The sequence below is a fragment of the Methylocella tundrae genome (assembly GCF_901905185.1).
Taxonomy (GTDB): domain Bacteria; phylum Pseudomonadota; class Alphaproteobacteria; order Rhizobiales; family Beijerinckiaceae; genus Methylocapsa; species Methylocapsa tundrae.
The window spans coordinates 22,906-35,833 of sequence record NZ_CABFMQ020000035.1; the positions used below are offsets into that span (position 1 = coordinate 22,906).

A 12,928-nucleotide genomic window follows, 5' to 3' on the forward strand; every position below is an offset into this window, starting at 1 on the left:
GCCGGGCGCCCAAACCCATTCGGCTCGCTGCTTCCAGGCGGCAATTGCGCCAGATTCGCCGCTTTGTCACGTCATCGTGGTGTTACCATGACCATGCAGGAGCTTCTGATGCGCTGTTTACAGCCTTAAAGGCGATTTGGCGACGCTCCAGCATGCGCGCCGCCGCACCGCCCCTTCCTGTGACGGGCGTGACGGGCCATATTGGGCCGGTCTGCTTTCGATCCGGCCAAGACCGATGTCGATTTGGCCGCTATGGATTTTATCTCCGCGGAGAAGCCCACGCTCATGTTTTCAACAATGCTCCGACTTCTCGCTCTCGGGCTCTGCGCGCTCGCGGCGCAAAGCCTTTTCGCCGGTCCCGTGCTCGCAGGTTCCGACGATCCGGATCTGATTTTCCGTAAATCGACCACCTTCAAGCTTTTGACGCCCAATGATAAGCTGGCGACTTACGCTATCGACGATCCGTTGGTTGAGGGCGTCGCCTGTTATTATACCACTCCAGAAAAGGGCGGCATCGCGGGGGCTTTCGGCGTCGCCGAAGAGGTCTCGGACGTTTCGCTCGCCTGCCGCCAATACGGCCCGATCAAATTCAAGGATAAATTCGAGCAGGGCGACGTGGTTTTTCGCGAGCGGCGCTCGCTGATCTTCAAGCGCATGCAGATCGTGCGCGGCTGCGACGCCAAGCGCAATGTGCTCGTCTATATGGTTTATAGCGACAAGCTCGTTGAGGGCTCGCCGAAGAACTCGACGTCGACCGTGCCTGTCATGCCCTGGGGCGCCGCCGCCGACGCGCCGAAATGCGGCGATTTTCTCAAAGGTTGAGCGCGATTGCCTCTTGTTCTCAGGAGGCCGCTGAATCCCGGGCTGTTTCGGGATCCGCCTTTTGCCGCCAATTCTTTGGAGGCCAATTCTTTGGAGGCCAAGTCAGGCAGGCCAAAAGCGCTGTCTCGAATGATCGGGTGAATCTCAGTTCGGCGAATCAGATCTTGTCGCCGCAGGCGACAAAGAACGCGCCGGGGCCGATGTTCTCCGGCTTCTCTTCGCCGGCGATCGCCGCGAAATCTTCGGTGCGGCCGAAGGCCTTGGACGCCTTGAGTCCGTTCGCTTCGCACCAGGCGTCCGCAACGATTGTCCCGCAGGCCGATTTCGTCATGAGACATTCCTCGAACCCATAGCCGTCGTCCGGAGGAATGATCAGAACATGGCTTGGCGCGGCCCTTGCCGAAATGCCGAGCGCGAAAAGCGCCAGAGCGCCGCTGATGAGGAAAAGCACGCCGCGAAACAGTTTCCGGCGGCGGCCGGGGGCAATGGAAGGGAGTGTAATGGATGACATGGAGCGCTCGCGGCGGCTAATGACCTTGAATCAATCCTCTCAAATGCGCTTGAAAAATGCGTTAACCCGCGCGCCTTTGAGCCCTGAATGACGCGAAAAACTTGACGCGGCCGCGTCAGCGCGCCTATACGGCTGCGATGATCCATATGATCGGGCTTGACCGGACGATTATCGCCTCCATTTGTATCCGCTAGCCTTGCCGCTGGCTGGAGCCGTCTTGTCCTGATTTAAGACTTCAATCTCGACATCCCACGTCAGCACCGGCTTTTGAAGTCAGCGCAGACTCGAGGGAAATTCATGTCGTTGCGGCTCTATAACACGCTGACCCGCCAGAAAGAGGATTTCCGGCCGATTGATCCGGCCAATGTGCGCCTCTACGCCTGCGGCCCGACAGTCTATGATCACCTGCATATCGGCAACGGCCGCATGCTGATTGTTTTCGATCTGCTGTTCCGCGTGCTGCGTCATGAGTTCGGGCAGGATCACGTCAAATATGTCCGCAACATCACGGACGTCGATGACAAGATCAACGCCCGCGCCGCCGAGCGCGGCGTCGACATCAGCGTGCTCACAGGCGAGATGACGGCGATCTTTCATCAGGACGTTGAGGCGCTCGGATGCCTGCCCCCGACCGTCGAGCCGCGCGCCACCGGGCATATGGCCGAAATGATCGCGATCATCGAAAGGCTGATCGCGAAGGGCAACGCTTATGTCGCCGACGGCCATGTGCTGTTCGACGTGCCCTCCATGCCGGACTATGGCCAGCTCTCGAAGCGCCCGCTCGACGAAATGATCGCCGGCGCGCGCGTCGAGGTCGCGCCCTATAAGCTCGGGCCGATGGATTTCGTCTTATGGAAGCCAGCTGCGGCGGACGAGCCCGGCTGGCCGAGCCCATGGGGACGCGGGCGCCCCGGCTGGCATATCGAATGCTCGGCGATGAGCTGGAAGCATCTTGGCGAGACATTCGATATTCACGGCGGCGGCATAGACCTCGTGTTTCCGCATCACGAGAATGAAATCGCGCAGACGCGCTGCGCCTTTGGCCATCGGATCATGGCCAATATCTGGATGCACAACGGGCACCTTCAGGTCGAAGGCGAGAAAATGTCGAAGAGCCTCGGCAATTTCATCACCATCCACGAACTGCTGCATAGCGACAAGTTCGGTGGAAGGCCGTGGCCGGGCGAAGTGCTGCGGCTTGCGATGCTGCGCACGCATTACCGCCAGCCGATCGACTTTACGGTGAAGGCGTTGGAGGAAGCGGAGCAGACTTTGGAGCGATGGCGGAATTACGCAATTCTTTCGGAACAATCCGGCGGCGCTCCTCCGGCATTTCTTGAAGCATTGGAAGATGACCTCAATACGCCAAAGGCGCTAAGTGAGATTCATTCGCTCTATCGAGTTGGCGTTATCCCCGGTGTTCCGCCCGAAAATAACGAGGAGCCACGCGTACGAGCATTTAATGCGGAAATCAAACGCTCGTCGGCTCAATTGCGTAGTTGCTTACACTTGCTCGGGCTGGACCGGATATGGGACCCGAATTGGAATCGACCTTCCAGCAAAATCGATGCTTCTCGGAGAATTGAGATCGAAGCCTTGATCGCCGAGCGCGAGGAAGCGCGCAGAGCCAAGAATTGGGCCGAATCGGACCGCATCCGCGATGAGTTGGACGCTATGGGCGTGGCGCTCAAGGACAACAAGGACGGCGCGACGAGCTGGGAGGCAAAACGATGAACGCCAGCGCCGCTTTTCCAAAACCGACGCTGCGGCCTTATCTCGCCGCCGATCTGCCTTTACTTTCCGAGATCAGGCTGTCCGCCATCGAGGAACTGACCGAAGAGGATTATGACGAGGCGCAGCGCCGCGCCTGGGCGGAGCTTGCCGATGATGAAGAAGCGCTCGGGGAAGCTTTAAAGAAAGGCTTGAGCCTTGTGGGTCTCGTTGGCGGCGCGCCGGTCGGCTTCATTGTGCTCACTGAGGGCGGCCTCATCAGTCAACTTTATGTCCATCCGGCGGTCGCGCGCACGGGAGTCGCCACCGCGCTCGTTGATGCGATCGAAAAACTCGCCGCCGCGCGAAAAATCGAAAGCCTCGTCGTCGACGCCAGCGATACCGCCAAACCCTTGTTCGACAAACGCGGCTATGTCGCTGAGCGGCGCAACACGATCGCGCTCGGAGATGTGTGGCTCGGCAATACGCGCATGAAGAAAAAACTGTCCCCATGACGAAAGAACGTCTGACCCTCTTTGACACCACTTTGCGCGACGGCGCGCAGACGACGGGCGTTGATTTTTCGCTGGCCGACAAGCGCCATATAGCGGCGATGCTGGATGACCTCGGCCTCGATTATATCGAGGGCGGTTATCCCGGCGCGAACCAGACCGATACCGCGTTTTTCTCCGCGCGGCCGAAACTCAACCATGCGCGCTTCGCCGCTTTCGGCATGGTGAAGCGCGCCGGGCGCTCCGTCGAAAATGATCCGGGCCTCGCAACGCTTTTTGGGGCCGACGCCGATACGATCACTTTCGTCGCGAAGGCGTGGGACTATCATGTCCGCGTCGCGCTCGGCGTTTCGCTGGAAGAAAATCTCGAAGCGATCCGGCTGTCGATCGAGGCGGCGCTCGCTCATAAGCGCGAAGTCATCCTTGACTGCGAGCATTTCTTCGACGGCTTCAAGGCCGATCCTTTCTATGCGCTGAATGTCGCCAGGACGGCGTTTGAGGCCGGCGCCCGCTGGATCGTTCTTTGCGACACCAATGGCGGCGCGCTGCCGCATGAGGTCGAGGCCATTGTCGCGGTGGTCAGGGATCGCGTGCCGGGCGCATATCTTGGCATCCACGCCCATAATGACACGGACAATGCGGTGGCCAATTCACTGGCGGCGGTGCGGGCCGGCGTCAGGCAGATTCACGGCGCGCTGAACGGCCTCGGCGAGCGCTGCGGAAACGCCAATCTCACCTCGATCATTCCGACGCTTCTCCTGAAGCCGGATTTCGCCGACGCCTTCGAGATCGGCGTCTCGCTGGAAAAACTGAAGAGCCTCACCAAGGTCAGTCATACGCTGGACGAATTGCTGAACCGTGCGCCGAACCGCCATGCGCCCTATGTGGGCGCCTCGGCCTTTGCGACCAAGGCGGGCATCCATGCCTCGGCGGTGGTGAAGGATCCAAAAACCTACGAGCATGTGTCGCCCGAGGCGGTCGGCAACAAGCGCCGTCTGCTCGTGTCGGATCAGGCCGGCAAATCCAACATTCTCGCGGAACTGGAGCGCATCGGCGTCAAGCTCGAGAAGAACGATGCGCGCGTCGGCCGTCTGCTCGACGAGGTCAAACAGAAAGAGGCGCTTGGCTATGCCTATGAGGGGGCCGACGCCTCTTTCGAGCTGCTGGCGCGCCGTGTCCTCGGCGAGGTTCCGGATTTCTTCGATGTCGAGCGTTTTCGCGTCGATGTCGAGCGCCGCCACAACGCGCAAGGCGATCTCGTCACCGTCTCGGAAGCAGTGGTCAAGGTGCGCATCGACGGCGAAACCTCGATCTCGGCCGCCGAAGGCGAAGGGCCGGTGAACGCGCTCGACCTTGCCCTGCGCAAGGATCTTGGCAAATATCAGCCCTTCATCGAAGACCTCAATCTCGTCGATTATCGCGTGCGCGTTTTCCAGGGCGGCACAGACGCCGTGACGCGCGTGCTGGTCGAATTTACCGACTCGTCCGGCGAGAACTGGTCGACGGTCGGCGTGTCGGCCAATATCATCGACGCGTCATTTCAGGCGCTGACCGACGCCATCACCTTCAGGCTTTTGAAGTCGGGGGCTTAAGATCAATTGCTTTCCTCAAGGAGGACAGGGGCGATCGTCGCTCCTGTCCTTTTTGATGGGGGTCTTTCAGGCGAAATCAGTCCGTATCGCGAACGGAATGGAGCGGCCGCTTGCGCGATGTTCAATTCGCCCAGTCGTGCAAGCGCAATCTTCGGGCGGGACGCCCCGCTGGCGCCCTCAAATGTTAGCGTGCGGACGCCGTCGTGGCCTTCAAGGCGCGAATGCTCATTTCGATCTGGTGCTGCGCGACGAAGACGCGCCGCGCTGCTGTTGCTCCGCCTCGTGCAACGGCTCGGCGACATATTGGAACGTCGGCTCGCGATTCCACGGACCGCGCTCGTCGCCGCCCGGGCCGGAGGAGAGATTGAAGTAGAGATTAACGGTCTCGTCCGGCTTGAGATCGCCAAATAGCGGTTTGTCGAGCGCGTTCAGGGAATTCAGCGCCTCCATGAACATATGCGTATGGGAGACCTCGCGCGTTGCGAGATGCCTCAACGCCGCGCGCGTGCCGTCGTCGGTCGCCATGGCGATGAGCTGCTCATAGGTATTGAGCGCGCCCGCCTCCGCGGAAATATTGGCCCGCAGGTCACGCACCACGTGACCGCCTTCGCTGACATAGCGCGAATCCCAGGTTGTGCCCTTCGAATCGACAAGATGCGGGCCAGGGCCGCGAATGGCGAAGAGCGTGCTTTGATAGGCCTTGTCCTGCAAATCCCCCGAGGCGCGCTTTGTATGTTGCTCGATGAGGAGCGCGATCATTTCGAGGTGACCGAGTTCTTCGGTCCCGATGTCCTGAAGCATGTCCCGGATGGCGGGATCATCCGTATGATAAGACTGCGTCAGATAGGTCAGAGCCGCGGACAATTCCCCGGTCGCGCCGCCGTACTGCTCGAGAAGCTTTTCCGCAAAGACGGGGTCTGGATTTTCGACGCGGACTTCGTGAATGGGCAGGGTCTTGTGCAAAAACATGCTCGCTTCTCCTTTGGGGTGCGACTCTCCTATGGGGTTGCGGCGGGCGAACGTAAGCCGCCGGCGTCGGGCGCCATCAACTATCCGTTATTTGGCTATTTCGCGCATTGAAGGGGAGCCGAGCGCGACGTGGCGCCGCCGGTCGCCGGCTGAAGCGCCGGTAGAATGATCGCCAGCGCAAGGGGAGTTTCAGCCCATGTGACGCGGTCTTAGCGCTTCGGCAAGCAGGCTATCTCGTGTCGTAATGGAACCAGATGGCGTGCGGATCGCCCCGTGGCGGGGCAGGGAAGGGCGCCGCCCGACGGACAGCGTTGAGCGCCGCCGCGTCAAGATCAGGGCGCCCGCTCGCGCGATAGACAGCCTGATGCGTCAGATTGCCGTTCTCGTCGACGTAAAAGGCGACAATTCCTTCAACCTGCTGATGGCCGTTCCGCAGATCCGAGGGAACATGCATCTGGCGCATGATGAGGCCGAACAGAATCGACAAATAGGTGGTCTTCGCGGTCCCGCCGCCGATCGGGGAAGGTTTCGCCGCCGATCCGAGATGGTATTCGGGAACCGAGGACAGCGCCGCCAGCTGATCCGACACGGAGAGGTTCTTGGATCTCGTCGAGGGCGCCTTGCTGATGACGGGCGCTTTTTTCTCGGTTGGCTTCTTCTGCGGCGCGGGCTCGGCCTTGTCGAGCGGTTCGGCGTTTGGATTGTCGTCGGCAAGCTTCGCCGGCGCCTCTTCCTCCGGCGCCTGAACAATGGCGTTCGGCGGCGCTTCCGCCGGCTTTGGCGGCGCCGGCGTCTCGGCAGTCTGCGTCGATGGCGGCGCGACGCGCTGCGCCTGTGTTTCCTTTTCGGGGGCTTCTCTTTCTATGGTTTCCTTATTGGCTTCTCGCGGAGCGTCGTAGGCCGGCTGCTCATCGTCGACCATCTTCTGCTTGGGCTTTGGCTGCTCCTTTTGCTTCGGCGGCGGCGGCGGAGGAGGGGGCGGCGGTTCTACTTTCTCCTCCGGCATCTGGGGCACGAGCTCGACCGGGATTTCCTCGACCTGCGCCATCTTCTGGGGCGAATTGCTCTCGTAAAAGAGAATCGCCAGCACGAGGGCGTGCGCGATGACGCAGGCGGCCAGAATCCAGATGAACCGTCGCCGCCGCGTCTCATCCAACGAGGCGTCAGGCGGCGCGACCAGATGATCGTCAAGATCCGCCCGGAGGGGCGGATCGGCGATCAAAGGATCTTCGGTCACATCGCGTTGCGATCCAGAACCATGGTCGCCGCCGGCAAGCTTATGAAGCATCGTGGTTTACAATCGTGGATCGATGGTCTCCTTACGGACGCCGAGGAGATCGACCCTGGCCGCGGCGGATTCGATCATCGGCAGAACGTCGTCAATCTTCTCGGCTACAAGATAGCGGATTTCGAACGAAGATTGAATAAAACGGCGTTCACGCATGTGTTCGAAGAGATCGAGCAGCGGCTGCCAGAATCCGCCGACGTCGGCGATCACCACCGGCTTTGTGTGACGCTCAAGCTGGACCCAGGTCAGTTGCTCGACAAGCTCCTCGAGCGTGCCGATGCCGCCCGGCAGCGCGACGAATGCGTCGGCGCGCTCGAACATCAGGCGCTTGCGCGTATGCATGTCGGAGACAATGATGGTTTCCTGAATTTCCGGCAGCAGCCTGTCCCTGCGATGGAGAAATTCAGGGATGATGCCGGTGACTTTGCCGCCGCCGGCCAGGGCCGCCCGCGCGATCGCTCCCATGAGGCCATTGCCGCCGCCGCCGTAGATAAGCTCGATGCCGGCCGCCGCCAAGGCGCCGCCAAGGCTTGTCGCGGCGGCCGCATAGGCGGGCTCGACGTCCTGGGCCGAGCCGCAATAAACGCAAATGGCGCGGATGCGCGGAGCCTCCGGCTGGATGCGAAGTGGTTTGGCTGACATGACTTTATTCACGGCGTCGATCATGGTCTCGTTGTGGCCTGCCGCCCGAAATGGGTCAAGGCCCGCTGGACGAAGCCGCCGTGACCGGCGGAATGTTTCAGCAAATTCAACGCCGCGACGCACTCCATGTCGGCGATCATTGCGCCGGAAGCAGCCCGATCGGGAGGTCCCGCATTCCGGGAATGAGGCGTTCGCCTGGCCGGTTCACGCATTCGTGACAAGCTAAAGCGCAACAATTTCTCCGGACGGGATCGAACGGAAATTCGCGCTGTGTCTTTCCGTTCGCCCGCGTGACAGCAGAATGCGTTCGGGCGGAATCGCATCCTGCTCATTAAGTCTTTGTTTTGACGCGTGGCGTGACGCTGAAAAGTCCGTGGCTTTTCAGTGTCTTGGTCTAGAAAGGATAATAGCGGATGCTGCCCATCACTATGTTTTCCTGGGCTTTCGCTGTTCCTCCGATGCCTGGGAAAGAATATTTCTGAGTGAACGAATATTGCATGCCGACGCGCAATTGGCCGAAGTCGCCTTGATAGATCTTGTCCCAGAAGCCGCCGGTAATCTGCCTGACGAGAGCGACGTTGCCGACGCACACCGTGGAGCCGGCGATCGTGCATCCGGCATTCGTGTAGAGGGGATTGCCATAGCCGTAGGCGAGCTTCCCGCCGCCCGCCGTCGTGACCGTATTGTAGCTGGCGTTCGTGATTTCCTCGCCGGCGTATGTATAGAGGTCCAGCTCTGGCATCGCGTGCCAGATCAGACCGCCAAAGAGCATGGTTTCCTGGAGGGGCGTGATGTATCCGCTGGAATTGAAGGTCACGTCGGGCAGTTGCGACGTGCCATAGCGTCCGATGCCGCGGCCGGTCAAACCGGAAAACTGGAACTCGAGTTGTTTTGGAATAATCGGCACGAGGAGGGAGCCGCCAAATGCGCCCGACGCGACGTCCTGATTATGGTTGTTAACCTGGCTGTAGAAGTCGCGGAATATGCCGATCGCCTCGAAATGGATATGCCGGTCGGCGATCGTCGGATCCCAGGCGACTTTGCCGATGACGTCCGGGAAGTGGTTGAGAGAGACCGCGTTGAGCGAATTGAACAGCGATCCGCCGGGCGGCAACTGGTTAAACACCAGCGTGGACGGCAACGCCGCCGCCGCCGTGGCCGTCGGCAAGCCGCCGACATAGGGACCGGCTCCCGGGAAGGGGCCGCCGGAGAATGTCGTCTGCGGGCTTTCGACCGCAAGGCCGGCCCAGAGGGTCTTGTCCCAGTCCTTGATGACGCGGAGTCCTGGCTGGCGCGTCCAGACGAAGCCGGGCACCAGCTGATGCTCGATGGTCAGAGGCAGCGCCTCGGAGCGTGCAAGAAGACCATTGGAGTAGGGGGTCGCAAAAGACCAAGCCTGACCGGCGAAGAAATGCGCTCCGAAATCATCCTGATCCAGCGTCATATACAGTTGACGCATGCGCGGATTGAATGAATTACTTTCGTTGGAGTTGGCGGTTTGCGCCGCTGAAAGAAAGTCGATCTCGAGGAAGCCCGCGATATGCGTCGTCGGATTGATGTCGGCTTTGGTCAGAAGGTTGAGCCGGCTCTGGCGCGACGTGAAGCGGAATTCGTTTGCGTTGCCCGTGCGGACGTTGCTGTAAGGAATGTTGTTAAACGGAGTGGCGATGTCGGCGCCGATGAAACGGTCCCGGAAAAGACCTTCGAGTGCAAGGAAGCCGCCGGGCGTGATGCTGACGCCATTGATGTAGAGGCTCGGCGCGCCGGGCACCGGCAGGCCTCGTATCGCCGCCTCCCGCGCCGCGAAGCCCGTGGGCGCGACGCCCCCTAAAGATCCAACGCCAATGCCGCTATAGGACGGCATTCCGGGCGAGGCGGCCGCGGCCGCGGCGGCTGGCGCAGTCTTCGATGATACCGCGCGGATCTGAACCTGAGTTTCCTTCTGGCTGCGGGCCTGTTCATTGACCTTAGCCTCCAGCCTCTTCAGCTGGGCCTTGAGCGCGCGAATTTCGTCGGCGGTATCGTCCGCCCGGGCGGAAGCTGGCAGCGCCAAAAGCATTCCTAAGGCTATTGTTGTAATAGTCTGGCGTTTTTCGCGCTTGTTCACCCGTATCTGCATTATATGTGCCCTCCCTGCAGTTCGATGCGATCGTTTATCGCCGGTTTGTTATTCTTATTATTTTTAATCGTTATAGAGCCTCGTCCGACGAGAAAAACACTTTCCGTCGGTTTTACGCATATTTTTGTATAGTTTTTTCCGGCCCATGCTTCCGGCCTATGCGTAATGCATATCTAGTGCCAGTATGCGTAGCAAATTGAAAGTCACTAGATCGGGCATGCGGCGCAACTGTTCCGGCCGGAACGGTTCGACCCGTTCCGAGGAGACTGCCGGGCAGAGTTGAGAGCCTGGTGAGACGCTTAATGCTGACGCGCCGCGCGCTTCTACTCAGCACGCCTCGCGGATATCGTTCGCGCGGCGCCGATACATTGAGCAGGACCATTAAAGCGGCCATGCTTCACCCCCCTTTTTGTATTCTTCCCCTGCCGTGTCCTGTTGATCGGATCGAGGCATCATCTGATTGTCACTATGGCTTTTCAAAGTTCCTGGTAGAGGGGCGGCGCCAATTACTGCTATCGCCAAAACCAATAGCTACGCCGATGGGCGCCCGGCGGAGTTGATGAGGTCTATGCGAACCGAGTCCGCTGGCGGCTCTCCGCCGGTTTTGGAGGATCTTTGGGGCGACGAGTGCGTTTGGCGGCTGCTTCGCCTATATAAGCTGTATGGACATCGGCTTCGCCCCATCGCCCGGCGGCCTCAGTCAGGATGAATAGACGGCCTTGACCTTTCAGCAGCAATCTGGCGAATCATCGCTCCCATTATCCGCGGCGAAAGACGCGGCGCGGACGCAGGCCAGAATCAAACCGTCCCCGGCGGCGCCAGCGCGGATGAACGCCGGCGCCATGATGCGTCGCCTCTGGCCCTATATCTGGCCGTCGAGCCGGCCTGATCTCAAATGGCGCATATACGCCGCCATTGTGCTCCTGCTGGCGGCGAAACTCGTCACCATCGCAGCGCCCTATTCATTCAAATGGGCGACGGATTCGCTTGTCGACCCCGCGCGGCTGCCGTTTTCCGGCCTTCTCGCGGCGCCTTTGGCGCTCACGCTCCTTTATGGCGTCCTGCGCATCACAATGGCGCTGTTCACGCAGGTGCGCGACGCGGTTTTCGCCGATGTCGCAATGCATGCCGTCCGGCGCCTCGCGAGCGACGTGTTCGAGCATCTTCACCTTTTGTCCCTGCGTTTTCATCTCGAGCGCAAGACCGGGGGCCTTACGCGCATTCTCGAGCGCGGCCGAAATTCAATCGAGACGATCGTGCGCACCTCGATGCTGACGGCGATTCCGACGCTCGTCGAATTTTGCCTGATCCTCACCGTTCTGCTCGTGCAGTTCGACTGGCGCTACGTCGGCGTGGTGACTCTCATGATCGGCGTCTATGTCGTCTTCACTTTCACGGCGACCAACTGGCGGATCGGCATCCGCCGGGCCATGAACGAGAGCGACACGGACGCCAACACCAAGGCGATCGACAGTCTGCTGAACTTCGAGACGGTCAAATATTTCAATGCGGAGGAGCGCGAAAAACAGCGTTATGACGTGTCCATTGCGCGCTATGAGCGCATGAGCGTCAAGACCTATACCTCGCTCGCTTTCCTCAACGCAGGACAGGCGGTGATTTTCACCTTCGGGCTCACCGCCGTCATGATCATGAGCCTGGCGGGCGTCCGCAGCGGCTCTCATACGATAGGCGATTTCATCCTCGTCAATGCGATGATGATTCAGCTGTTTCAGCCCTTGAGCTATCTCGGCATGGTGTACCGCGAATTGCGCCAGTCGACGATCGACATTGAAATGATGTTCGACATCATGTCGCAAAATCCCGAGGTGAAGGATCGTCCCGGCGCAAAACAGCTCGCGGTTGGCAAGGGCGAGATCCGTTTTGAGAATGTGTTCTTTCACTATGATCCGCGCCGGCCGATCCTCAAAGGCCTCAGTTTCGACATTCCCGCGGGCAAGACTGTCGCCATCGTCGGCGCTTCGGGCGCCGGCAAATCGACGATCGCGCGCTTGCTCTTTCGCTTCTACGAGCCGGCCAGGGGGCGCATCCTCATCGACGGGCAGGACATCGGCGCCGTCACGCAGACCTCCTTGCGCGGGGCCATCGGCATCGTCCCGCAGGATACGGTGCTGTTCAACGACAGCATCGCCTATAATATTCGCTATGGCCGCGACGGCGCCAGCGACTCCGAAGTGCGGGAGGCGGCGCGGCTCGCGCAGATCGATCGCTTTATCGAGGGCGCGCCCGGCGCCTATGACGCGCAGGTCGGCGAGCGCGGGCTGAAACTTTCGGGCGGCGAAAAGCAGCGCGTCGCCATCGCCCGCACGATCCTGAAAGGCCCGCCCATTCTGGTTCTCGACGAGGCGACCTCGGCGCTGGATTCGTTTACCGAGCGCGAGATTCAGGACGCGCTCGACCGTGTTGCGCGCGGACGCACGACGCTCGTCATCGCGCACCGGCTGGCGACCGTCGTCAACGCGGACGAGATCATCGTGCTCGACAAGGGCGCCATCATCGAGCGCGGCTCGCATGCGGAATTGCTGGAGCGCGGCGGCGTCTATGCCGCCATGTGGAGCCGCCAGTATGAAATCCGCCAGGCCGAAGAAATCCTTCGTCGGGCGGCGCAGGCGGAGGGCGACAAGGTCAGCATCAGCATCGAGCCCGGCGATGGGGAAGGGAGCGACGAACTAAGGACTGCGGAAAAGGATTCTGCCGCCGCTTGACCAAGCTCACCGATGCGGCCAATCCCTGCGTGTGACGCCA

General features: G+C 60.6%; 10 protein-coding genes. 5 read left to right on the forward strand and 5 right to left on the reverse strand.

Annotated features, from left to right (window positions below):
• Positions 1–252 precede the first annotated feature (252 nt).
• Complete coding sequence (locus MPC4_RS04320; RefSeq protein WP_425312417.1) at positions 253–822, forward strand: CreA family protein; 570 nt, start codon at positions 253–255, stop codon at positions 820–822.
• Between the two features lie 157 nt (positions 823–979).
• Here MPC4_RS04320 and MPC4_RS04325 read toward each other — a convergent pair whose 3' ends face one another.
• Positions 980–1,333, reverse strand: a complete 354-nt coding sequence (locus MPC4_RS04325; protein WP_134486066.1) for a hypothetical protein — start codon at positions 1,331–1,333, stop codon at positions 980–982.
• A gap of 297 nt (positions 1,334–1,630) precedes the next feature.
• Here MPC4_RS04325 and cysS point away from each other — a divergent pair, with 297 nt between their 5' ends.
• Genes cysS through cimA form a run of 3 tightly spaced genes read left to right on the forward strand, consistent with a single transcriptional unit; the run spans position 1,631 to position 5,147 of the window.
• Positions 1,631–3,067 (forward strand): cysteine--tRNA ligase, encoded by a 1,437-nt coding sequence (gene cysS, locus MPC4_RS04330; protein ID WP_174511441.1) that lies wholly within the window; start codon positions 1,631–1,633, stop codon positions 3,065–3,067.
• Positions 3,064–3,558 (forward strand): GNAT family N-acetyltransferase, encoded by a 495-nt coding sequence (locus tag MPC4_RS04335; protein ID WP_174511442.1) that lies wholly within the window; start codon positions 3,064–3,066, stop codon positions 3,556–3,558. Before cysS ends, MPC4_RS04335 begins: the two co-directional genes overlap by 4 nt.
• Positions 3,555–5,147, forward strand: a complete 1,593-nt coding sequence (gene cimA, locus MPC4_RS04340; RefSeq protein WP_174511443.1) for a citramalate synthase — start codon at positions 3,555–3,557, stop codon at positions 5,145–5,147. The genes MPC4_RS04335 and cimA overlap by 4 nt, the downstream gene beginning before the upstream one ends.
• 225 nt (positions 5,148–5,372) lie before the next feature.
• Here the strand turns inward: cimA and MPC4_RS04345 are convergent, their stop codons facing one another.
• The 4 genes from MPC4_RS04345 to MPC4_RS04360 all read right to left on the reverse strand — a co-directional run bounded on the left by MPC4_RS04345 (position 5,373) and on the right by MPC4_RS04360 (position 10,099).
• On the reverse strand, positions 5,373–6,116 hold the full coding sequence (locus tag MPC4_RS04345; protein WP_174511444.1) for a manganese catalase family protein: 744 nt from the start codon (positions 6,114–6,116) through the stop codon (positions 5,373–5,375).
• A 229-nt stretch (positions 6,117–6,345) separates the two neighbouring features.
• A complete protein-coding gene (locus MPC4_RS04350; RefSeq protein WP_174511445.1) occupies positions 6,346–7,404 on the reverse strand; it encodes a cell envelope integrity TolA family protein in 1,059 nt (352 codons plus the stop codon).
• A 6-nt stretch (positions 7,405–7,410) separates the two neighbouring features.
• On the reverse strand, positions 7,411–8,046 hold the full coding sequence (locus MPC4_RS04355; RefSeq protein WP_244605643.1) for an LOG family protein: 636 nt from the start codon (positions 8,044–8,046) through the stop codon (positions 7,411–7,413).
• 394 nt (positions 8,047–8,440) lie between these two features.
• Positions 8,441–10,099 carry a hypothetical protein gene (locus MPC4_RS04360; RefSeq protein ID WP_174511446.1) on the reverse strand — a complete coding sequence of 553 codons (1,659 nt, stop codon included), beginning with the start codon at positions 10,097–10,099 and terminating at the stop codon, positions 8,441–8,443.
• 893 nt (positions 10,100–10,992) lie between these two features.
• Between MPC4_RS04360 and MPC4_RS04365 the strand changes: the two genes are divergently transcribed.
• Positions 10,993–12,888, forward strand: a complete 1,896-nt coding sequence (locus MPC4_RS04365) for an ABCB family ABC transporter ATP-binding protein/permease (RefSeq protein ID WP_174511447.1) — start codon at positions 10,993–10,995, stop codon at positions 12,886–12,888.
• Positions 12,889–12,928 lie beyond the last annotated feature (40 nt).